Genomic DNA, 22,144 nt, shown 5'->3' on the forward strand with positions numbered 1-22,144 from the left:
CGCCGCGGCCCGGTCCGCCCCCGGCGGGTTCCCGCCCGGGCGGTGGCCCGCGGCCCGGCCCCGTGCCGCCCCGGCCGGGTGGCCCGGGTCGGCCCCCGCGCCCGGCCGCGGCGCCCGCCGCTGCGGCGGAGCCGCTCGCCCCGCTGCCCTCGCCCGTGCCCGCGGCGGAGTCCGACCCGAGCCGCTGGGGCCGGGTCGACGAGGACGGCACCGTCCACCTGGTCACGCCCGACGGCGACCGGGCCGTCGGCTCCTGGCAGGCCGGCGAGCCCGCCGAGGGGTTGGCGCACTTCGCCCGCCGCTTCGACGACCTGCGCGCCGAGGCCGAGCTGCTGGCCGCGCGCGTCGCCGGCGGCGGCGACCCGAAGCAGACGCTGAGCAGCGCCAAGGCCCTGCGCGACGGGCTGGACGAGGCCGCCGTCGTCGGCGACGTCGCCGGTCTGCGCGCCCGACTCGACGAGATCGTGGCCGGTGCGGAGGCGGCCGTCGAGGCCGCCCGCTCCGCCCGCGACGCCCAGCGCGCGGCCGCGGTCGCCCGCAAGGAGGCGCTGGCCGCCGAGGCCGAGGAGCTGGCGGGCGAGGCCACCCAGTGGAAGCAGGCGGGCGACCGGTTCAAGGCGATCCTGGAGGAGTGGCGCACCATCCGCGGCATCGACCGCAAGGTCGACGAGCAGCTGTGGAAGCGGTTCTCCCGGGCCCGCGAGGCGTTCAACCGCCGCCGCGGCTCGCACTTCGCCGACCTCGACCGCCAGCGCGCCGGGGCCAAGGCCTACAAGCAGGAGCTGGTGGACGAGGCCGAGAAGCTGGTCTCCTCCGACGACTGGGGCCCCACCGCGGCCCGCTTCCGCGACCTGATGGCCGAGTGGAAGGCGGCGGGGCGGGCCCAGAAGGACGCCGACGACGCGCTGTGGCAGCGGTTCCGCACCGCGCAGGACACGTTCTTCCACCGCCGTTCCGAGGTGTTCGCCGAGCGCGACGCCGAGTTCGCGGCCAACGCCGAGGCCAAGAAGGCGCTGCTGGTCGAGGCGGAGAGGATCGACGTGTCCGACCCGACGGCCGCCCGGGCGGCACTGCGGATGGTCCAGGAGCGCTGGGAGGAGATCGGCAAGGTCCCGCGCGACGACATCCGCCCGCTGGAGTCCCGGCTGCGCGCCGTCGAGGAGCGGGTGCGCGAGGCCGCCGACCGCCAGTGGCGGCGCACCGACCCGGAGGCCGAGGCCCGGGTGGCCCAGTTCCGCGAGCGGGTCGCCCAGTTCGAGGCGCAGGCCGAGAAGGCCCGCACGGCGGGCGACCGCAGGCGCGCCGAGCAGGCCGAGGCGCAGGCCGCCACCTGGCGGGAGTGGCTGGCCACCGCCGAGCAGGCGGTCCAGCACCGCTGAGCACGTCGTGAGCGCGTATCCCGGTCGGGACCGGGATACGCGCTCACGACCGCTCAGCGGCGGACGACGACCGCGGCCCTCAGCGGCGGAGCGCGATCCGCACCCAGCACACGGTCAGCACGATGACGGCCACCTCGGCCACGACGAGCCCGATGCCGGGCCCCGTGCCGCCGTCGGGCACCACGGTCTGCCTCGACCAGATCGCCCACACCCCGGTGACCACGCCGATCCCGCTGCCGACCGCGCACAGCCAGGCCAACGCCCACCAGCGCAGGACCAGGGCCAGCGCGGAGCCGAGCACGCCGACGCCGATGGCGATGGAGACGAACAGCCGGGGCAGCGGGCCGATCCACTCGCTGCCGGCCAGCACCGTCCAGCCCTGCACCGGTCCGGTCCACGGCAGCACCAGCGCGACCAGCAGGAGCACGACGCCCACCGAGACGCCCAGCGCCGTCGGGCCGGGGTCGACCCGGCGTTCCAGGGTGCGCTGGACCTCACGGGCGTCGGGCAGTTCGGCGTCCAGGCCGGCCAGCTCGGCGGGCACCCGGTCGCTGGGGTCGTTCCCGCGTTCGTTCACGACACCTCCACCCCGCACGCCGCCGCGGCCACCGTCGGCGCGGGTGCGCCGAAGCTCGGCAGGCCCAGGCCGGTCGGGGCGCCACCCGGGCGGGTACCCGCTTCGTGCAGATCACCCGCGCGGGTGCGGCGGTGCGACAGCAGCGGCCCGTCGGCGACGAGGTGGTGCGGCGCGCCGTAGCCGATCTCGACCTCGACCACGTCGCCGGGGCGCACCGCGGCGCCGCCGGGCGCGAAGTGCACGAGCCTGCCGTCGCGGGCCCGGCCGCTCAGCCGCCGGGTCTCGGAGTCCTTGCGGCCCTCCCCCGCGGCCACCAGCACCTCGACCACCCGGCCCTCCTGGGCCCGGTTGCCCGCCCAGGAGATCTCCTCCTGCAGGGCGACCAGCCGCTCGTAGCGCTCCTGCACGACCGCCTTGGGCAGCTGGTCGGGCAGCGCGGCGGCCGGCGTGCCGGGGCGCGGCGAGTACTGGAAGGTGAACGCGCTGGAGAACCGGGCCCGCCGCACGACGTCCAGGGTGGCGGCGAAGTCGTCCTCGGTCTCGCCGGGGAAGCCGACGATGATGTCGGTGGTGATGGCGGCGTCCGGGATGGACTCGCGCACCTCGTCGAGGATGGCCAGGTAGCGCTGGGACCGGTAGGACCGGCGCATCCGGCGCAGCACGTCGTCGGAGCCGGACTGCAGCGGCATGTGCAGCTGCGGGCAGACGGCCGGGGTCTCGGCCATGGCCGCGATGACGTCGGAGGTGAAGTCGCGCGGGTGCGGCGAGGTGAACCGCACGCGCTCCAGGCCGGGCACGTCGCCGCAGGCGCGCAGCAGCTTCGCGAAGGCGCCGCGGTCGCCGAACTCGACGCCGTAGGAGTTGACGTTCTGCCCGAGCAGGGTCACCTCCAGCACGCCGTCGGCGGCCAGCACCCGCACCTCGGCCAGCACGTCGCCGGGGCGGCGGTCGCGCTCGGTGCCGCGCAGCGAGGGCACGATGCAGAAGGTGCAGGTGTTGTTGCACCCCACCGAGATCGACACCCAGCCGGCGTAGACCGACTCCCGCCGCGCCGGCAGCGTCGACGGGAACACCTCCAGCGCCTCGGCGATCTCCACCTGGGCGGCGGCGTTGTGCCGGGCCCGCTCCAGCAGCACCGGAAGCGCGTGCACGTTGTGCGTGCCGAACACGACGTCCACCCACGGCGCCCGGCGGACGATCTCGGCGCGGTCCTTCTGGGCCAGGCAGCCGCCGACGGCGATCTGCATGCCGGGCCGGGAGGTCTTGGCCGGCCGCAGGTGGCCGAGGTTGCCGTAGAGCCGGTTGTCGGCGTTCTCGCGCACCGCGCAGGTGTTGAACACCACGACGTCGGCGTCGTCGGCGCGCTCCGGCGCGGCGCGCGTGTAGCCCGCGGCCTCCAGCAGGCCCGCCATCCGCTCGGAGTCGTGCACGTTCATCTGGCACCCGTAGGTGCGGATGGTGTAGCTGCGGCTCACCAGTCGAGGGTAGGCCGTCGGTCGCGGCGTCGGCGCGGCGGCCGGGGCCGGGAGGTCGACCGGACCGCCCGGGCACGGCAGGATCCCACGGATGCACAGCCGGCAGCTCGACCGGCGCGCCGTGCTGCGCGCGGGCGCGCTGCTGGGCGCGCTCGTCGCGCTGCAGGCGTGCTCGTCGCCGTTCGCCGACCGGCGCCTGCGCCTGGCCACCGGGGCCGAGGAGGGGGTCTACTACGCACTGGGCACCGCGCTGGCCCAGATCTGGCGCGACGGCCTCGGGCTGACCACCACCCCGGAGGTCCGCTCCACCGCGGGCTCGGTGGACAACCTGCTCCAGCTCGTCGGCGGCGACGTCGATGTGGCGATCAGCCAGATCGACGCGGCGGCCGACCACCGCGACGCCACCCCGGCGGACTCGCCGCGGGCGCTGCGGGCGCTCGCCCGCATCTACGACGACGTCGTGCACCTGGTGGTGCCGGCCGGCTCGCCGGTGCGCTCCCCCGCCGACCTGCGTGGCGCCCGGGTCGCGGTGGGCGCGCCCGACTCCGGGGTCTCGCTGATCGCCCGCCGCCTGCTGGAGGTCTCCGGCCTGCGACCGGGCGACGACCTGAGCGCCGAGCAGCTCGGGCTCGCGGAGTCGCCTGCGGCCCTGGTCGCCGGCCGGATCGATGCCCTGTTCTGGGTGGGCGGGCTGCCCACGCGGGGCATCACCGAGCTGGCCGAGCGGATGCCGATCCGGCTGGTCGACCTCGAGGGCATCGCCGCGGACGTCCGCGTCGACCACTCGGAGTACACCCCCCGGACCGTGCCGGTGGGCACCTACGGCATGACCGAGCCGGTGACCACCCTGCTGGTCCGCAACGTGCTGCTGGTGACCGCGGACATGCCCGACGCGCTGGCCGAGGAGCTGGTGCGTTCGATGTTCGACGCCCAGGCCCAGCTGGCCGAGGCGGCCAGGGCCGCGGTGACGATCGACCCGCGCTCGGCGATCGGGACGCAGCCGGTCGAGCTGCACCCGGGCGCGGTGCGGTTCTACCGGGCCGAGAAGGACGGCTGATCGCCCTCGACCAGCTCGGCGGGCACCCGCCGCAGCAGCGCCACCACCTTCAGCCCGCCACCGGCGGGCAGCTCAAGGCGCAGCTCGCCGCCGCCGATCTCCAGGGTGCGCGCGGCGATCGCGAGGCCCAGCCCGGAGCCCTCGACGTTGCTCTGCCCCGGGCTGCGCCAGAACCGGGCGGTGGCCCAGGTGAGCTCCTCGGGCGCGATGCCGGGGCCGGTGTCGCGGACCGCCACCTCGACCCGGTCGGCCGCGACCGTGGTGTGCACGGTGATCGTGCCGCCGGGCCGGGAGAACTTGACCGCGTTGTCCAGCACCGCGTCGAGCACCGTCTCCACGGTGCCCGCCGACGCGGTGGCGGTCAGCCCGCGCACGCCGCTGCGCACCAGGTCCAGCTCGGTGTGCTCGGCCAGCGGCCGCCAGGCCTCCACCCGGTCGTCCACGGCCGCGTCGACGTCGACGCTGGTGAGCGGCACCGTGCGCTCGGCGCGGGCCAGCGCCAGCAGGCCGTCGAGCAGGGTGGACAGCCGCTCGGCCTCCTCCAGCGCGCCGAGGTGGTCGTCCACGCCCTCCGGGCGCACGTGGCCCTCCAGGTTGGACAACCGGATCCGCAGCGCGGTCAGCGGGTTGCGCAGCTGGTGACTGGCGTCGGCGACGAAGGTCCGCTGCGCGGCGTAGGCCTGGGTGACGGTCGCGGTCATCCGGTCGAAGGAGGCCGAGAGCCTGCGTAGCTCGGGCGGCCCGGTCCCGTCGGCGACCGGCTCGGGGTCCTTGCCGGCCAGCACCGCGGCAGCCACCCGGCCGGTGCCCTCGTCGAGGCGGCGGACCGGGCGCAGGATCCAGCGCACGACCGGCAGCGCGCCCAGCACCCCGAGCGCCAGCGCGGCCAGGCCCGCGGCCAGCACCTCCGCCCAGACCAGCAGGACCTGTCCGCGCAGGCCGTCGGTGGGCGAGACCGTCACCACGGCGCCGGCCACGTCGCCGTCGACCAGCACCGGCTCGGCGAGCACCATGGGCCGGTCGTTCCACGGCGCCAGCAGCGGGTAGGGCTCCGAGCGGCGCCCGGCCAGCGCCAGCTGCACCCGCCGCACCGCGTCCTCGTCCAACTCCGGACGCGACGACCGCGAGATGGCGACGACCTCCTCGTTGCGGTCGAGGACGATCACGGCGATCCCGAACACCCGGTCGTACTGGGTCAGGTCGGCCTGCAGGCCGGCGGTGTCGGCGTCGGTGACGGCCCGCACGGCCAGCGAGGCGAAGGAGATCGTGTCGGTCAGCCGGTCGATGAACAGCCGCTGCTGGCGGGCCTGGGCGTCCGAGAGCGCCAGCGGCACGCCCAGGCCCGCGGCCAGCAACCCGACCAGGACCAGCACGATCACCAGCAGCCGGGAGCGCACTGCGCTACTCCCCCGCGCCGGCGGCGGGGGGATCGGGCTCGGCCTGCGCGTCGGGCAGGCCCAGGCGGTACCCGACGCCGCGCACCGTCTGCACCAGCTCCGGGCGGCCCAGCTTCGTGCGCAGCGTGGCCACGTGCACGTCCAGCGTGCGGTTGGCACCGGCCCAGGTGCGGCCCCACACCTCGGCCACGATCCGGCTGCGGGTGCACACCGCGCCCTTCGCCACGGCCAGCAGCGCGAGCACCTGGAACTCCTTGCGGCTCAGGGTCACCGCGGCGCCGGCCACGGTCACCGCGTGGCGCCCGAGGTCGATGCTGACGTCGGCGACGACCACGACGTCGCCCGCCGCCGCGTCGGGCGAGCTGACCCGCCGCCTGCGGTGCACGGCGTGCACCCTGGCCAGCAGCTCCCCCACGTCGTACGGCTTGACCAGGTAGTCGTCGGCCCCGGAGTGCAGGCCCAGTATCCGGTCGTCGACCTCGCCGCGGGCCGACACCACGATCACCGGCACCTCGCTGACCTCGCGGATCGCCCGGCACACGTCCACGCCGTCGATGTCGGGCAGCCCGAGGTCGAGCAGCACGACGTCGACCCCGGCGAGGTGGTCGACCGCGCCGCGGCCGCGGGCCAGCCGGGTGGTGGTCATGCCGTGGCGGTGCAGCGCGGGCCGCAGCGCCGCCGCGATCCGATCGTCGTCCTCGACCAGCAGGATGTGCATCCCGCCCCCAATCCGGCCGTCTCCGCCTACCGCGCACCCGGCCGGAGTGATCTCCGCCCGGCCGGGGACAGCGTTATACGAGCGAAACCCTATGGGTAGCTCAAGGTGCTGGACTGGGGTGTCCGATTCGCCCTAGCGTGCCTGGCCATGCGCGGAGGCCCCAGATGACCGAAGCTCCGATGATCCGGATGGTGTCCGTCGACAAGCACTTCGGCGAGCTGCACGTCCTGCGCGACATCAACCTGGAGGTGACGGCGGGGCAGGTCGTCGTGGTCCTCGGGCCGTCCGGCTCGGGCAAGTCCACCCTGTGCCGGACGATCAACCGGCTGGAGCCGATCGACAGCGGCACCATCGAGATCGACGGGCAGCGGCTGCCGGAGGAGGGCAAGGGGCTGGCCGGACTGCGCGCCGACGTCGGCATGGTGTTCCAGAGCTTCAACCTCTTCGCCCACAAGACGATCCTGGAGAACGTCACCCTCGGTCCCATCAAGGTGCGGCGCACCCCGAAGGCCGAAGCCGAGAAGGCGGGCATCGGGCTGCTCGAGCGGGTCGGCATCGCCGACCAGCGCGACAAGTACCCGGCCCAGCTCTCCGGCGGCCAGCAGCAGCGGGCGGCCATCGCCCGGGCGCTGGCGATGAAGCCGAAGGTGATGCTGTTCGACGAGCCCACCTCCGCGCTCGACCCCGAGATGGTCAACGAGGTCCTGGACGTGATGACCACGCTGGCCAAGGAGGGCATGACGATGCTCGTGGTGACCCACGAGATGGGCTTCGCGCGGCGCGCCGCCAACCGGGTCGTGTTCATGTCCGACGGCGAGATCGTCGAGGACGCCGAGCCGGAGGCGTTCTTCACCGCGCCCCGCTCCGACCGGGCCAAGGACTTCCTCGGCAAGATCCTCACCCACTGACGCCCGCACCGAGCACCCACCCGCGCGGTCTCCCCGCGCACCGCCCCCGACCCACCCGTCGGACGGCACCGTTCCAGGAAGGACCCTTCTCCATGCGTCTCTCCCACGTCACCCGAATCGCCGCGGCCACCGCCGCGGCGGCGCTGGTGCTCACCGCCACGGCATGTGGCAACCAGGCCGAGCTGGGGGGTAGCGGCGCGCCCGCCCCGACCGTCGCCGAGGACACCGAGTTCGAGGCCGGCACGACCATGGCCGAGCTGAACGAGGCCGGCACGCTGCGCGTGGGCACCAAGTTCGACCAGCCGCTGTTCGGCCTCAAGGGCCTCGACGGCAACCCGGTCGGCTTCGACGTCGAGATCGCCAAGCTGATCGCGGCGAAGCTGGGCATCCCGGCCGACAAGATCACCTACACCGAGACGCCGTCCCGGATCCGCGAGGACGTCATCGTCAACGACCAGGTCGACATCGTGGTGGCCACCTACACCATCAACGACGCCCGGAAGGAGAAGATCACCTTCGCGGGGCCGTACTACCAGGCGGGCCAGGACATCATGGTCGCCGCCGACAACACCACGATCACCGGACCGGAGACGCTGAAGCCGACCGGCGCCCGGGTCTGCTCGGTCACCGGCTCCACCCCGGCCAAGAAGCTGGAGGAGTACGTCGACCCGGCCAACATCGTGCTGTTCGACGTGTACTCCAAGTGCGCCGACGCGCTGCGCAACGGCCAGGTCGAGGCGGTCAGCACCGACAACGTCATCCTGCTGGGCCTGATCGAGGCCAGCCAGGGCGCGTTCAAGCTGGTCGACAAGCCCTTCACCGAGGAGCCCTACGGCATCGGCATCACCAAGGGCGACGTGCAGTTCTGCGAGTTCATCAACACCACGCTGCAGGAGGCGAGCACCAGCGGCGCCTACAAGGCCGCGTGGGACGCGACCGCGGGCAAGGTCCAGCCCGAGGCCCCGACCCTGCCGACCGCCGACGCCTGCAGCTGACCTGCCGGTAGCACGGCCCCACCCATCGATCGGGACACCGACCGCCCGCGGGCGGTCGGTGTCCCGTTCCGTGCTCACCACCAGTCGGGAGACATGAGTTGGACGCACTGATCGCGGAGTTCCCGCGGTTCGTCAGCGGCTTCCTCGGGACGCTGCGCCTGTGCCTGTTCGCCGCGATCGGGGCGCTCGTGCTCGGCACGCTGCTGGCCGCCTTCCGGGTGTCCCCGGTGCCCCCGCTGCGCTGGGTGGGCACCTCGTGGGTCACGGTGTTCCGCAACTCCCCGCTGGTCGTCGTGCTGTTCCTGTTCGCGTTCGGCCTGCCGCAGGTCGGGGTGGTCTTCCCGACCTTCGGCGGCAACTCGTTCTTCTGGCCCGGCGTGGCCGGGCTGGCCGCCTACACCGCCGCGTTCGTCTGCGAGGCGGTGCGCTCGGGCATCAACTCGGTGCCGGCGGGCCAGGCCGAGGCGGCCCGCGCGGTCGGGCTGACCTTCCAGCAGACCCTGGGCTCGGTCGTGCTCCCGCAGGCGCTGCGCACTGTCGTCCCGCCGCTGGGCAGCGTGATGATCGCGATGATCAAGAACTCGGCGATCGTCGGCGCGTTCGGCGTGACGGGGGAGCTGTTCTCCGTCGACGGCGCCCTCACCGCCGCCGGCTACTCGGCGCTGTCGAGCCTGGGCGGCGTCGCGCTCGCCTACCTGGCCATCACCATCCCGGCCGGGATCGGCCTCGGCGTGCTCGAGCGGAAGATCGAGGTGAAGCGATGAGGGAGCTTGCGAGCGAATCATCGACACAGCGTCTCGGCGAAGCGTCGACCGAGCGCAGCGAGGGAGAACGATGAGCTCCGTGCTGTACGACGCTCCCGGGCCCCGCGCCCGCCGCAACACCCTGATCGGCACCGTCATCGCCGTGGTGCTGCTGGCCGGCCTCGTGGTGCTCGCGGTCATCCAGCTGGGCGAGAACGGCCAGCTCGACGGCGAGAAGTGGGGGCCGGCGTTCAACCCGGCCAACCAGTACTTCGTCGCCACCTGGAGCGCACTGGGCGACGGCCTGGTCAACACCGTCGTCGCGGCCGCGCTGACCCTCGTGCTCGCGCTGGCGATCGGCACGGCGCTGGCCGTGGCCCGGATCACCAGCTCGCGCGCCTACCGGTGGCTCGTGGTCTCGGCCATCGAGCTGTTCCGCGGCCTGCCGGTGGTCATCACGATCTTCCTGGCCGCCCGGGTGCTGCCCGAGTTCGGCATCTCGCTGCCGCCGCTGTGGTACCTGGTCATCGGCCTCACCGCGTACAACTGCGTGATCATCGCCGAGATCGTGCGGGCCGGGGTCAACGCGCTGCCGCGCGGGCAGTCCGAGGCCGCCTACGCGGTGGGCCTGACCCGCTTCCAGGTGCTGCGCATCATCCTGCTCCCGCAGGCGTTCCGGATCATGCTGCCGGCGCTGATCAGCCAGCTGGTGGTGATCGTCAAGGACACCTCGCTCGGCTTCGTGATCTTCGGGTTCTCCGAGTTCGTGCGCACCGCCAACACGGTGATCCAGTTCTTCGGCGGGCAGGAGGGAATCAACCTGCCGCTGCAGATGTACATCGCGGTGGCGCTGGTCTTCATCCTGATCAACTACGCGCTGAGCAAGCTGGCCGAGTACGTCCAGCGGCGCACCTCGCGGGCCGGTCGCGCGGCGCGCAACAAGGACGCCGCGCCACCGGCGGAGCTCGCCCCCGTCGGTGTCGGCGGCGCGGTCACCTGACTCAGGCGTTCTCCAGTTCGACCGGCTCGATGCCCTCCTCGGCCGGGAGCTCGAACCCGAGCACCCGGCCGTAGAAGCTCAGCTCGGCCTCCAGCGCGCGGCGGATGTTCTCCGCGCGCCGGAACCCGTGCTGCTCGCCCTCGAAGAGCAGGTAGCCCACCGGGATGCCGCGCTCGCGCAGCGCGGCCACGATGACCTCGCTCTGCGCGGGCGGCACGATCTCGTCCTCGCTGCCCTGCAGCACCAGCAGTGGGCGGCGCAGCCGGTCGACGTGGTGGATCGGCGAGCGCTCCACGTACACGTCGCGGGCTTCCGGGTAGGGCCCCACGAGCCGGTCGAGGTAGCGGCTCTCGAACTTGTGCGTGTCGGCGGCCAGCGCCTCCAGGTCGGCCACCCCGTAGTGGCTGGCGCCCGCGGCGAACGGGGTGTCCTCCCGGGCCAGCGCGGCCAGCGTGGTGTAGCCGCCCGCCGAGCCGCCGCGGATGCACAGCCGGTCGGGGTCGGCCCGGCCCTGCTTGGCCAGCCAGGCCGCGGCGGCCAGGCAGTCGGCCACGTCGATCACCCCCCACTGGCCGAGCAGCTGGTCGCGGTAGTCGCGGCCGTAGCCGGTGGAGCCGCCGTAGTCGACGTCGACGACGGCGAACCCGCGGCTGGTCCAGAACTGCACGCCCAGGCTCAGCACCGGGCGGGCCGAGGCCGTGGGACCGCCGTGGATCATCACCAGCAGCGGGGGCAGCTCGCCCTCCGCGCCGGTGCGCTGCGGGTTGGCCGGCGGGTAGTACAGGCCGTGCGCGTTGCGGCTCGCGCCGTCCGCGTCCACCGAGCCGAAGGTGATCGGCTCGGGCACCGACAGGTACGCCGGGTCGATGCCCAGCTCGCGCGGCGGGCGCAGGGTCGTCACCCGCGGGGCGGGCGCGTCGGCCGCGCCCAGCTGGACCGGCAGGTCGATGCGGTGCACGCCGTCCTCGGCCGTGGCGCTGCCCGCCACCACCGCCAGCGCCCCGCCGGGCAGCGCGCGGACCGCCTCGACGGCCGAGAACCCGAGGTCCAGGTCGGTGACGGTGCCGTCGGCGCCGCGCACGGAGAGGGTGTCGTAGCCGGCGCTGCGCCGGGCGAACGCCACCGAGCCGTCGGCCAGGAAGGCGTAGCGCGCCGAGCCCAGCGCCCAGTTCGGCACCCCGATCTCGCCCCGGCCCACCACGACCGGCTCGATGTCGGCCCCCGCCACCCAGCGGTACAGGCTCCACCACTGGGTGCGGTCGCTGAGGAACCACAGCGAGCCGTCCGGGTGCCAGCGCGGCTCGGACACCGACTCGCCGCGCCCGCCGGCGACCACGGTGTCCTCACCGGTGCTCAGGTCGCGCACCACCAGCTCGGTCGAGTCCCACGGCATCGAGGGGTGGTCCCACTGCACCCAGGCCAGCGTCCGGCCGTCCGGGGCCAGCCGCGGGGCCGCGACGAAGTCGGGTCCGGTGACCAGCACCTCGGGCGCCGACGGCGTGTCGGTGGCCAGCCGCACGATCTCGTTGCGCACGTCGGTGGCCGCCGGGCCGGCGTGCCGCTCGCGCACGCACACCAGCGTCGCGCCGTCCGGGGCGACGTCGCCGTCGGCGTAGCGGTCGCCGCGCGGGCGCTCGGGCTCGGCGGTCAGCGGCTGCGGGGCGCAACCCGGGGCGAGGCGGTAGAGCCGCTGGTCGGACCACTCGGTGAACCAGACGACGCCGTCGCGGACCCACCAGCCCGCGCCGCCGTACTCGTGCACGGCGGTGCGGGCGCTCATGCCCTCGGGCAGCAGGTCGGTGGTGGTGCCGTCGGCGACCCGGCGAACGAGCTGGGTCCGCCCGTCCTCCGCCGGCCTGCCCTCGGCCCACACGAGGTCGCCGCCGTCGACCGCGAGCTCACCGAGCCGGACCGCGGCGGTGACGACGAGGTCGGCGGTGATCGGGGTGGGCCAGGAACCGTACGGGGCGGGGGTGGGCGTCACGGGGTGAACGTTAGTGCCGCCCCGCCCGGCGCGGGGTGCGCAGCGCGGCCCACAGCAGCCCGGCGGCCTCGCGCGCCCCGCGCGGGCGCAGCACGGGCAGCACACCCAGCGCCCCGGTCAGGCCGTACCACCAGCGGACCGACCCGTCGCGGCGGGGGGGGGGCCCCCCCCGGGGGGGGGGGGCGCCCCCCGCGCCGGGCCGCCGGCGCGGGCGGGGCCTACCCCCCCGGGCCCCGCCCGGCGGGGCCCCCCCCCCCCCCGCGGGGGGGGGCCCCAGGCCCGGACGGCGGGCCGCAGCGCGGGGTACGCGGCGGCCAGCCCGGCGTCGCGGCAGGACAGCACCCGCACCGGCACGCGCACCAGCTCGGGCAGCTCGCGCGCGATGGCCGAGCAGTTCGGGCAGGCCACGTCGTAGACCACGACGACCTCGACGGTCCGCACCCGGCCAGCATCGCAGACCGCCCGCCGCGGCGTGGCGCGGTGCCGTGGCGCTCTCGTGGCAAGGTGGGACGTGCGCGGACGCGCTCGACCAGGGGAGGCGACATGACCGACGGCCCGCAGCCTGCCGACCGGCCCGACGACACCGGCGACGACGGGGTGGTGGACGCCGAGATCGTGCCGACGCCCGCCCCGCCGGCGCCGGTCCCGCCGCAGGCCACCCCGGCCCCGGACTACGACCAGCACGGCGTGCCCAGCCTCGACTACGTGCGCGACAAGATCGAGGGCCGCTACGCCACCAGCCTGGGCACCGCCGAGCTCGCCGGGGAGACCGCGGCCGGGCGCTCGATCGAGCAGCAGGAGGCCGAGCGCGCGGACAAGGCCAAGGCGAAGCTGGAGGAGATCCGGCGCTCGCTGGGGCGCTGAGCCCGCGGCCCGGGACGACGACAGGGCCCCCGCCTCGGCGGGGGCCCCGTCGTCAGCGGCCTGAGCCGATCAGCCCTTGGTCGACTTGCGACCGATGCCGATCTTGCTGCCCAGCCACACCAGCGGGTCGTACTTGCGGTCGACGACGCGCTCCTTGAGCGGGATCAGCGCGTTGTCGGTGATCTTGATGTGCTCGGGGCAGACCTCGGTGCAGCACTTGGTGATGTTGCAGTACCCCAGGCCGTGCTCCTCCTGGGCGGCCTCCTTGCGGTCGGCCGCGTCCAGCGGGTGCATGTCCAGCTCCGCGATCCGCATCAGGTAGCGCGGGCCGGCGAAGTTCTCCTTGTTCTCCTCGTGGTCGCGCACCACGTGGCAGGTGTTCTGGCACAGGTAGCACTCGATGCACTTGCGGAACTCCTGGCTCCGCTCCACGTCGACCTGGGCCATCCGGTACTCCCCCGGCTCCACGCCCTCCGGCGGGGCGAAGCTGGGGATCTCCCGGGCCTTCGTGTAGTTGAACGACACGTCGGTGACCAGGTCGCGGATGACCGGGAACGTGCGCAGCGGGGTGACCGTGATGACCTCGTCCTCCTCGAACGTGGACATCCGGGTCATGCAGGCCAGCCGCGGCCGGCCGTTGATCTCCACGCTGCACGAGCCGCACTTGCCCGCCTTGCAGTTCCACCGCACGGCCAGGTCCTGGGCCTCGGTCTGCTGCAGCCGGTGGATGATGTCGAGGACGACCTCGCCCTCGTTCACCAGCACCGGGTAGTCGACGAGCTCGCCCTTGTCCGAGTCCCCCCGCCAGACGCGGAAGTGCTGGTCGTGACTCATGCCTTCGCTCCCTTGTCGAGGCTCTGGTCGGCGCGGTGGCCGCCGATCTCCTCGCCGGTGTAGTACTTCTTCAGCTCGTCGAGCTCGAACAGGTCGAGCAGCTCGGGTCGCATCGGGATCTGCTCCTGGCGCACCAGCTCGACGTTGTCCTCGCCCAGCGCGGACAGCACCAGCAGCACGTGGCGCCAGTCGGAGTCCATCACCGGGAAGTCGTCGCGGGTGTGCCCGCCCCGGCTCTCCTGGCGCTCCAGCGCCGCCTTGGCCACGCAGAGCGAGACCAGCAGCATGTTGCGCAGGTCGAGGGCGAGGTGCCAGCCGGGGTTGAACTGCCGGTGCCCGACGACCGAGACGGTCCTGGTGCGCACCGCGAGGTCCTGCAGCGCCTTGAGCGCCTGCTCCATCTCGTCGGCCTTGCGGATGATGCCCACCAGGTCGTTCATCGTCTTCTGCAGCTCCAGCTGCACGACGAACGGGTTCTCGCCGCCCTCGGTGGCGCTGGAGAACGGCAGTAGCGCGCGCTTGACCGCCTCCTCGACGTCGGCCTCGGCGATCGCCGGGCGGACGCCGTCGAGCGCGTCGACGTAGGCCGCCGCGCCCGCGCCGGAGCGCCGGCCGAAGACCAGCAGGTCCGACAGCGAGTTGCCGCCCAGCCGGTTGGAGCCGTGCATGCCGCCGGCCACCTCACCGGCGGCGAACAGCCCCGGCACGACCGACATCGCGGTGTCGGGGTCGACCTCGACGCCACCCATCACGTAGTGGCAGGTGGGCCCGACCTCCATCGGCTCCTTGGTGATGTCGACGTCGGCCAGCTCCTTGAACTGGTGGTACATCGACGGCAGCCGCTTCTGGATCTCCTCCGGCGACAGCCGGGAGGCGATGTCGAGGAACACGCCGCCGTGCGGGCTGCCCCGACCGGCCTTCACCTCGGAGTTGATGGCCCGGGCGACCTCGTCGCGCGGCAGCAGCTCCGGCGGGCGCCGGTTGTTGTCCGCGTCGGTGTACCAGCGGTCGCCCTCCTCCTCGGTGGTGGCGTACTGCTCCTTGAACACGTCCGGGATGTACTCGAACATGAACCGCTTGCCCTCGGAGTTGCGCAGCACCCCGCCGTCACCGCGGACCGACTCGGTGACCAGGATCCCCTTCACCGACGGCGGCCAGACCATGCCCGTCGGGTGGAACTGCAGGAACTCCATGTTGATCAGGGTCGCGCCCGCGCGCAGGGCCAGCGCGTGCCCGTCGCCGGTGTACTCCCAGGAGTTCGAGGTGACCTGGTAGCTCTTGCCCACCCCGCCGGTGGCCAGCACGATCGCCGGCGCGTCGAACCGGACGAACCTGCCGGAGTCGCGGTAGTAGGCGATGCAGCCCGCGATGCGGCCGTCGGTCTTGAACAGCTCGGTGACCGTGGTCTCGTGGAAGACCCGGATGTGGGACTCGTAGTCGCCGGTGGCCCTGAAGTCGTCCTGCTGCAGCGAGACGATCTTCTGCTGCAGCGTGCGGATCATCTCCAGGCCGGTGCGGTCGCCGACGTGGGCCAGCCGCGGGTAGGTGTGCCCGCCGAAGTTGCGCTGGCTGATCTTGCCGTCCTTGGTGCGGTCGAACAGCGCGCCGTAGGTCTCCAGCTCCCAGACGCGGTCCGGGGCCTCCTTGGCGTGCAGCTCGGCCATGCGCCAGTTGTTGAGGAACTTGCCCCCGCGCATCGTGTCGCGGTAGTGGACCTGCCAGTTGTCGTTGGGGTTGACGTTCCCCATGGCGGCCGCGCAGCCGCCCTCCGCCATCACCGTGTGCGCCTTGCCGAACAGCGACTTGGAGATGACGGCGACCCGCTTGCCCTGCTGGCGGGCCTCGATGGCGGCGCGCAGGCCGGCGCCGCCCGCGCCGATCACCACCACGTCGAAGTCGTGCCGCTCGATCTCCTCGGCGGCGGCGTCCGCCGCGACGGCGGTGTCCTCGATCGGATCAGTCATGTCAGATCACCCCACGATCCGCAGGTCGGAGATCCACCCGGCCGAGACGGCCATGACGTAGAAGTCCGTGAAGGCCAGTGTCGCCAGTGTGATCCAGGCGTACTGCATGTGCTTGGTGTTCAGGCGGGAGACGAAGCCCCACAGCTTGTAGCGGACCGGGTGCTTGGAGAAGTGGTTGAGCCGCCCGCCGATGATGCTGCGGCAGGAGTGGCACGACAGCGAGTACCCCCACAGGAACACCACGTTGACCACCAGGATGATGTTGCCCAGGCCCAGCCCGAAGCTGCCGTCGGCCTTGGTGAACGACAGGATCGCGTCGTAGGTGTTCAGCAGCGCGATGGCCGTGGCGATGTAGAAGAAGTACCGGTGCAGGTTCTGCATGATCAGCGGGAACCGTGTCTCACCGGTGTACTTGGCGTGCGGCTCGGCCACGGCGCAGGCAGGCGGCGACAGCCAGAAGGCCCGGTAGTAGGCCTTGCGGTAGTAGTAGCAGGTCAGCCGGAACAGCAGCAGGAACGGCAGCGAGACCGCCGCGTAGGGCAGCCACCAGACGTCGGGCAGGAACTGCCCGAGGTGCGACGCCTCGGGCACGCAGCCCACCGAGACGCACGGCGAGTAGAACGGCGTCAGGTAGTTGTACTCGGCGACGTAGTAGTACTCCTGCATGAACGACCGCACGGTGGCGTAGGCGACCCACGCGGTGAAGGCGATGAAGGTGGCCAGCGGCGGCAACCACCACCGGTCCGTGCGGAGCGTCCGCGCCGCGATCTGCGCCCGGGCGGCGGACGCGTCTGTGGTGGAGGACACGTCAGAGAACCTCGTTCTTGTGGCCCGGCGCCGGTCTGTGCCCCGACTGGCCGGGTGTTTCGATTGTGGGCGGACTCTACGACCAGCGCGACCGATCCGCGGGGCGGGGCCGAGCAGCGGGCCGGCGGGCGGATCGCCGGCGCCCGCCCTGGTCAGAGGCGTGCGTGCCCGGCTGTCACCACTCGTGGGGCCAGCGTGGGGCGAGCATGACGGCTGAGCGCCGAACCGTCCAATGCATCGGATGGGCTTCCTCGATGCACGTAAGCTATGGCGGTGACGCTACAGCAGCTCGCGTACTTCGTCGCCGTGGCCGACGTGCGCAGCTTCACTCGCGCCGCCGACCTGGTCGGGGTTGCGCAACCCACCTTGTCGAGGCAGCTCAGGGCCCTGGAGGACGAGCTGGGCGCGCCGCTGGTCGACCGCGGTGGCCGCAACGGGCCGGTGCTGACCCCCGCCGGGGAGGCCGTGCTCCCGCTCGCCCGGCGGATGCTGGCCGACGCCGACAGCGCCCGCACCGCGGTCGCCGAGATCGTCGGCCTGCGCGGCGGGCGGGTGCGGGTGGGCGCCACCCCGTCGCTGTGCATCGGCGTGCTGGCCGACGTGCTGCGCGTCTTCCACGCCCAGCACCCCGGGATCTCCCTGGAGCTGGTCGAGGACGGTTCGCCGCCGCTGGTGCGCACCCTCTCGCGCGGCGAGCTGGACATCGCCCTGGTGATCGTGCCCCCCGGCGGGGTCGATCCCGCCCTGCACATCACGCCGCTGCTGCGCGAGCGCCTGTCGGTGGCCTCCCCCGCCACCCAACCCCCACCCTCGGGACGCGGCTCGCTGACCGTGCGCGAGCTGGCCCGCCGCCAGCTCGTGGTGCCGCGCCAGGGCTACGACCTGCGCGAAGTGGTGCAACGCGCGTTCGCCGACGCCGACGTGGCGCCCCGGTACGCCGTGCAGGGCGGGGAGATGGACGCGGTGCTGCGCCTGGTGGAGGCGGGCACCGGGGTGGCCGTCGTACCCGACCTGGTGTTCGTCGGCCGCCCCCGCCTGCGCCGCACCGTGCTCACGCCCGCGCTGTACCGGACCGTCGCGCTGGCCCGCCGGGCCGACCTGAAGCCGACGCACGCGGTGCGGGCCTTCCAGGAGACCCTGCTGTCGTTCCTGGCCGAGCTCTCGGCCGGCAGCGGGCTCCCCGGCGACGTCCAGGTGCTGCACCGTCCTGATCACTGAGTCTCCGCGCAGCTCACCGGGGGTGAGCGACCCCTCAGCCCACGTCGGCCCGACACCGCCACGGACCAGAGGCGAGGCTGGGGGTTGCGCTCAGTCCTCGGGCGGGGGCTCGTCGCCGAACTCCTCGTCGGCGCCGTGCTCGGCCATGGCCGCGCGCACCACGCCGTACGCGACACCGGCGCCGTAGCCCTTGCGGGCGAGCATGCCGACCAGGCGGCGGATGGCCGCGGTGCGGTCGTCGGGGCCGGCCAGCGTCATCGTGCGGAGCTTCTTGTCGACGAGCTGGCGGGCGCGCTGCTCCTCGGCTTCGCCGTCGACCTCGGCGAGGGCCTCTCCCGCGATCTCGTCGTCGACGCCCTTGCGGCGCAGCTCGGCGGCGATCGCCCGGCGACCGAGCCCGCGGTAGCGGTGCCGGGAGCGCACCCACTGGCCGGCGAAGGCGGTGTCGTCGATGAGCCCGACCTCGTCGAAGCGCCCGAGCACCTGCTCGGCCGCGTCGTCGGGCACGCCCTCGCGGCGCAGGGCCTGGGCCAGCTCGTGGCGCGTGCGGGCGCGGTCGGTGAGCAGCCGCAGGCAGATCTCCCTGGCCAGGGCGACCGGGTCGGCGTCGGGGTCGGGCGCCGCCGCCCGACCCCGCCCGGCCCCGTCGGATCGGCCGGATCGGCGCCCGGGGCGCCGTGCCCCGCGCGGCTCCGGGTCGTCGTCGGAGCCGTGGCCGTCGGGGGCGGGCCGGTCGTGGGGTGCGGGCTCGGGAACCGCGCGGTCGGGGGCCGGCCGTGACGAGGAGCGGCGTGGCGCGGCCGGCCGCGAACCGGCCTCGTCCGGGGGGTCGGCCCTGCCCGGTGCGCGGCGCTCGCGCGTCTCGGGCGCACCCGGACGCCCGCGAGCGCCAGCGCGGCGTGCCCCGGTCGCGGAGGTGGTGAGGTCGGCGGTGCGCCCGGACGCCGCCGCGGCCCCGACCTCCGGCGCGTCGAACCCCGCCACGGGGCCGGCGTCGCGACGGTCGGAGCGCAGCGCGTCGACCGGGACCACCGGCGCGGCCGGTGCGCGGGCCGCGAGGGTGTCGAGCCCGGCGACCCGGTACCCGTCCCCCTCGGCCCGGTCCGCCGCGGGTGCCGCCGCGCCGCCGCCGACCGCTCCCAGGTCGGCGACCCGGTCGTGGTCGGCGCCCGCGCCGGGCTCGGAGACGTCGTCGAAGCGCGCGACCCGGGGACCGGGCCGGGCGGGGCCGCCCCCCCCGGGCGCGGGCCGGGGGGGGGGCCGGGGCCGAACTACGCCCCCGCGGGGCTCGGAGCCGTCGTCGACGCGCGCGCCCCGGGGACCGGGCCGCCCGGACCCGCCCGCGCGGTCGGCGTCCGGGTGGTCGGCCATGCTCAGAAGTCGACCGGCGTGGGCAGCGGGGCCTCGGCGTCGAGCTGCGCGCCGATCCCGAGCTTCTCCTTGATCTTCTTCTCGATCTCGGCGGCGACGTCGGGGTTCTCCCGCATGAACTTGCGGGCGTTCTCCTTGCCCTGGCCCATCTGGTCGCCCTCGTAGGTGTACCAGGCACCGGACTTGCGCACGATGCCCTGCTCGACGCCCACGTCGACCAGCGAGCCCTCCCGGCTGATGCCGACGCCGTAGAGGATGTCGAACTCGGCCTGCTTGAACGGCGGGGCGACCTTGTTCTTCACGACCTTGACCCGGGTGCGGTTGCCGACCATGTCGGTGCCGTCCTTGAGGGTCTCGATGCGGCGGATGTCCAGCCGGACCGAGGCGTAGAACTTCAGCGCCTTGCCACCGGTCGTGGTCTCCGGGGAGCCGAACATCACGCCGATCTTCTCGCGCAGCTGGTTGATGAAGATCATCGTGGTGCCGGAGTTGCTGAGCGCACCGGTGATCTTGCGCAGGGCCTGGCTCATCAGCCGGGCCTGCAGGCCGACGTGGCTGTCGCCCATCTCGCCCTCGATCTCCGCGCGCGGCACCAGCGCGGCCACCGAGTCGATCACGATGATGTCCAGCGCGCCGGAGCGGATCAGCATGTCGGCGATCTCCAGCGCCTGCTCGCCGGTGTCGGGCTGGGACACCAGCAGGGCGTCGGTGTCGACGCCGAGCGACTTGGCGTACTCGGGGTCGAGCGCGTGCTCGGCGTCGATGAAGGCCGCGATCCCGCCCGCGGCCTGCGCGTTGGCCACCGCGTGCAGGGCGACCGTCGTCTTGCCGCTCGACTCGGGGCCGTAGATCTCCACGACCCGGCCGCGGGGCAGCCCGCCCACGCCGAGCGCGACGTCGAGGGCGATGGAGCCGGTGGGGATGACCCCGATCGGCGGGCGGGTGTCGTCGCCCAGCCGCATCACCGAGCCCTTGCCGTGGTTCTTCTCGATCTGGGCGATGGCGAGTTCGAGCGCCTTCGCGCGGTCCGGTGCGGTCATCGCCGGTCTCCACCTCGTGTGTTCGTGACGGTTCGATCTGTTGGCGCCGACGGTAGGGGGCACCACCGACAGTGCGGGCTCGCGGCAGGCGATCTGTGGACAACCGGACCCGATGTGGACAACAGCGTAGCGAACAAGTGTTCGATCTCGGCACGGGCGCGCCGTGCGGCTACGATGTCGCGCTCAGCGGCGCGCGGGCGGCACGTCGTAGGCCCGGCAGACGACCCGCCAGACCTCCCGCGGCTCGTGCCCCTGTTCCAGCGCCTCGTCCACCGTCAACCCGCCGAGCTCGGCGAAGACGTGGTCGCGCGCCAGCGAAGCCGCCCGGACGGGGCCGAACTCGTCGTCCATGAGCTCGCGGAAGTAGGTCAGTCGCATCCCCTCCACGCTAGCGCTCCCCAGCGGCCGCGCGACGGGCGAGGATCGGCGCGCACCCTCCGGAGGCCCCCATGGACGACGCCCCACCGACCGCCCCACCGACCGCCCCACCGACCGCGCAGGCGCTCGCGCTGCCCGCCGCGTGGAGCGCGCTGGGCGGCGACCCCGCCGAGCTGCCGCGGCTGGCGGTCACCGGCCCGCCCGAGGTGCTGGCGTCCCGGCTCGCCGTCACCGCGGCCGGGGCCGCCGCGGTGGGCGCGAGCCTGCTGGCCGCCACCGCCGGGCGGGGCCTCCCGGTCGCGCTGGACACCCGCCGGCTCGCCGTGGCCCTGCGCAGCGAGCGGTACCTGCGCCGCGACGGCGCCCCGCCCGGCGACCCGTTCGACCCGCTGTCGGCCTTCCACCGCACGGCCGACGGCTGGCTGCGGCTGCACGCGAACTACCCCTGGCACCGCGCGGCCGCGCTGGACGTCCTCGGCTGCGCGGAGCCCGACGCGCCGGCCGCGATCGCCGAACGGGGCGCCGTCGAGCTGGAGGACGCCCTGCACGCCGCGGGCGGCGTCGGGGCGGCCGTGCGCACCCCGGCGGAGTGGGCGGCCGCGGCGGGCCCGCCTCCCCCGCTGGTCGAGTGGCACGCGCTCGGGCCGGCGCCCACCCGGCCGGTCCGCCGACCCCGGGTGCTCGACCTGACCCGGGTCATCGCCGGGCCGGTGGCCACCCGCACGCTGGCCGCGCACGGCGCCGACGTGCTGCGCCTGGACCGCCCCGACCGCCCGGAGATGCCGGTGCAGGCCTGGGACACCCTGCCGGGCAAGCGCAGCGCGCTGCTGGACCTGCGCACCGCGCGGGCGGTGCTGGAGGAGCTGCTGGCCGGGGCGGACGTCGTCGTGTGCGGGTACCGGCCCGGGGCGCTCGACCGGCTCGGCCTGGCCCCGCGGGCCCTCGCCGAGCGCCACCCGGGGCTCGTCGTGGTGACGCTCTCGGCCTGGGGCACGCGCGGGCCGTGGGGTGCGCGGCGCGGCTTCGACAGCCTCGTCCAGGCGGCCTGCGGCATCGCCGCGACGGAGGGCACGCCGGCTGCGCCCGGCGCGCTGCCCGCCCAGGTGCTCGACCACGCGACCGGCTACCTGACCGCGGCGGCCGCGTGGCTGGCGCTGCGCCGCCAGCGCGCCGAGGGCGGCACCCACCACGCCGCGCTCGCGCTGGCCGCGACGGCGCGCTGGCTGCAGGACCTGCCCGGCGGGAGCGGCGCCGAGGTCGACCCGGTCGACCCGGCGCCGCACCTGGTCGACGTGGTCGCCCCGGACGGCAGGCTCACCCTGGCCGCGCCCCCTGGCCGCGTCGACGGCGCCCCCCTGGCCTGGCCCGACCCGCCGCCCTCGTTCGGCACCGCCGAGCCGGGCTGGGCCTGACGGTCCCCGCCGCGGCCCGGGTA

At 74.3% G+C, this 22,144-nt stretch carries 20 protein-coding genes; 9 read left to right on the forward strand and 11 right to left on the reverse strand.

From position 1 onward, the window contains the following. Positions 1-62 precede the first annotated feature (62 nt). On the forward strand, positions 63-1,379 hold the full coding sequence (locus KDL28_RS38180; RefSeq protein ID WP_252444324.1) for a DUF349 domain-containing protein: 1,317 nt from the start codon (positions 63-65) through the stop codon (positions 1,377-1,379). Between the two features lie 79 nt (positions 1,380-1,458). Here the strand turns inward: KDL28_RS38180 and KDL28_RS38185 are convergent, their stop codons facing one another. Together KDL28_RS38185 and miaB are read right to left on the reverse strand one after the other, a co-directional pair. Continuing rightward, a complete protein-coding gene (locus tag KDL28_RS38185) occupies positions 1,459-1,956 on the reverse strand; it encodes an Rv2732c family membrane protein (protein ID WP_252446375.1) in 498 nt (165 codons plus the stop codon). Beyond that, positions 1,953-3,431 carry a tRNA (N6-isopentenyl adenosine(37)-C2)-methylthiotransferase MiaB gene (gene miaB, locus KDL28_RS38190; RefSeq protein ID WP_252446376.1) on the reverse strand — a complete coding sequence of 493 codons (1,479 nt, stop codon included), beginning with the start codon at positions 3,429-3,431 and terminating at the stop codon, positions 1,953-1,955. Before miaB ends, KDL28_RS38185 begins: the two co-directional genes overlap by 4 nt. A 91-nt stretch (positions 3,432-3,522) precedes the next feature. Between miaB and KDL28_RS38195 the strand changes: the two genes are divergently transcribed. Then, positions 3,523-4,488, forward strand: coding sequence for a TAXI family TRAP transporter solute-binding subunit (locus tag KDL28_RS38195; RefSeq protein WP_252446377.1), 966 nt, complete (start codon positions 3,523-3,525; stop codon positions 4,486-4,488). Here the strand turns inward: KDL28_RS38195 and KDL28_RS38200 are convergent. Both KDL28_RS38200 and KDL28_RS38205 read right to left on the reverse strand, forming a co-directional pair. Beyond that, positions 4,464-5,885, reverse strand: coding sequence for a sensor histidine kinase (locus KDL28_RS38200; protein WP_252446378.1), 1,422 nt, complete (start codon positions 5,883-5,885; stop codon positions 4,464-4,466). The two genes, KDL28_RS38195 and KDL28_RS38200, sit on opposite strands and share 25 nt — an antisense overlap. A 4-nt stretch (positions 5,886-5,889) precedes the next feature. Then, entirely contained in the window at positions 5,890-6,603 is a 714-nt protein-coding gene (locus KDL28_RS38205) for a response regulator transcription factor (RefSeq protein WP_252446379.1), read from the reverse strand. Between the two features lie 179 nt (positions 6,604-6,782). On the opposite strand from KDL28_RS38205, the gene KDL28_RS38210 reads away from it, so the two are divergent. The 4 genes from KDL28_RS38210 (at position 6,783) to KDL28_RS38225 (ending at position 10,249) form a co-directional block, all read left to right on the forward strand. Then, positions 6,783-7,511, forward strand: a complete 729-nt coding sequence (locus KDL28_RS38210) for an amino acid ABC transporter ATP-binding protein (protein WP_252446403.1) — start codon at positions 6,783-6,785, stop codon at positions 7,509-7,511. Between the two features lie 92 nt (positions 7,512-7,603). After that, positions 7,604-8,506: a glutamate ABC transporter substrate-binding protein gene (locus tag KDL28_RS38215; RefSeq protein WP_252446380.1), complete on the forward strand. Its 903-nt coding sequence runs from the start codon at positions 7,604-7,606 to the stop codon at positions 8,504-8,506. A gap of 98 nt (positions 8,507-8,604) precedes the next feature. Beyond that, a complete protein-coding gene (locus KDL28_RS38220; protein ID WP_252446381.1) occupies positions 8,605-9,270 on the forward strand; it encodes an amino acid ABC transporter permease in 666 nt (221 codons plus the stop codon). Positions 9,271-9,340: 70 nt separating this feature from the next. Next, positions 9,341-10,249: an amino acid ABC transporter permease gene (locus tag KDL28_RS38225; protein WP_252446382.1), complete on the forward strand. Its 909-nt coding sequence runs from the start codon at positions 9,341-9,343 to the stop codon at positions 10,247-10,249. Position 10,250: 1 nt separating this feature from the next. Here KDL28_RS38225 and KDL28_RS41950 read toward each other — a convergent pair whose 3' ends face one another. Further along, on the reverse strand, positions 10,251-12,233 hold the full coding sequence (locus KDL28_RS41950) for a S9 family peptidase (protein ID WP_252446383.1): 1,983 nt from the start codon (positions 12,231-12,233) through the stop codon (positions 10,251-10,253). A 543-nt stretch (positions 12,234-12,776) separates the two neighbouring features. On the opposite strand from KDL28_RS41950, the gene KDL28_RS38235 reads away from it, so the two are divergent. After that, a complete protein-coding gene (locus KDL28_RS38235; RefSeq protein WP_252446384.1) occupies positions 12,777-13,097 on the forward strand; it encodes a hypothetical protein in 321 nt (106 codons plus the stop codon). 69 nt (positions 13,098-13,166) lie between these two features. On the opposite strand, the gene KDL28_RS38240 is transcribed toward KDL28_RS38235, so the two are convergent. Genes KDL28_RS38240 through sdhC form a run of 3 tightly spaced genes read right to left on the reverse strand, consistent with a single transcriptional unit; the run spans position 13,167 to position 16,702 of the window. Next, positions 13,167-13,931 carry a succinate dehydrogenase/fumarate reductase iron-sulfur subunit gene (locus tag KDL28_RS38240; protein WP_252446385.1) on the reverse strand — a complete coding sequence of 255 codons (765 nt, stop codon included), beginning with the start codon at positions 13,929-13,931 and terminating at the stop codon, positions 13,167-13,169. Next, entirely contained in the window at positions 13,928-15,895 is a 1,968-nt protein-coding gene (locus tag KDL28_RS38245; RefSeq protein WP_252446386.1) for a fumarate reductase/succinate dehydrogenase flavoprotein subunit, read from the reverse strand. Before KDL28_RS38245 ends, KDL28_RS38240 begins: the two co-directional genes overlap by 4 nt. Positions 15,896-15,901: 6 nt before the next feature. After that, positions 15,902-16,702: a succinate dehydrogenase subunit SdhC gene (gene sdhC, locus KDL28_RS38250; RefSeq protein ID WP_252446387.1), complete on the reverse strand. Its 801-nt coding sequence runs from the start codon at positions 16,700-16,702 to the stop codon at positions 15,902-15,904. Between the two features lie 273 nt (positions 16,703-16,975). On the opposite strand from sdhC, the gene KDL28_RS38255 reads away from it, so the two are divergent. Then, positions 16,976-17,920 (forward strand): LysR family transcriptional regulator, encoded by a 945-nt coding sequence (locus KDL28_RS38255; protein WP_252446388.1) that lies wholly within the window; start codon positions 16,976-16,978, stop codon positions 17,918-17,920. A 90-nt stretch (positions 17,921-18,010) separates the two neighbouring features. Here KDL28_RS38255 and KDL28_RS42345 read toward each other — a convergent pair whose 3' ends face one another. From KDL28_RS42345 to KDL28_RS38270, 3 genes are all read right to left on the reverse strand, one after another. After that, positions 18,011-19,291, reverse strand: coding sequence for a regulatory protein RecX (locus KDL28_RS42345; protein ID WP_372497175.1), 1,281 nt, complete (start codon positions 19,289-19,291; stop codon positions 18,011-18,013). Between the two features lie 2 nt (positions 19,292-19,293). Then, on the reverse strand, positions 19,294-20,331 hold the full coding sequence (gene recA, locus KDL28_RS38265) for a recombinase RecA (protein ID WP_252446389.1): 1,038 nt from the start codon (positions 20,329-20,331) through the stop codon (positions 19,294-19,296). 183 nt (positions 20,332-20,514) lie between these two features. Next, a complete protein-coding gene (locus KDL28_RS38270; protein WP_252446390.1) occupies positions 20,515-20,709 on the reverse strand; it encodes a DUF3046 domain-containing protein in 195 nt (64 codons plus the stop codon). A gap of 71 nt (positions 20,710-20,780) precedes the next feature. On the opposite strand from KDL28_RS38270, the gene KDL28_RS41205 reads away from it, so the two are divergent. Then, on the forward strand, positions 20,781-22,121 hold the full coding sequence (locus KDL28_RS41205) for a CoA transferase (RefSeq protein WP_305882287.1): 1,341 nt from the start codon (positions 20,781-20,783) through the stop codon (positions 22,119-22,121). The last annotated feature ends 23 nt before the right edge of the window (positions 22,122-22,144 follow it).

The sequence above is a fragment of the Pseudonocardia humida genome (assembly GCF_023898865.1).
In the GTDB taxonomy this organism is placed as follows: Bacteria; Actinomycetota; Actinomycetes; order Mycobacteriales; family Pseudonocardiaceae; genus Pseudonocardia; species Pseudonocardia humida.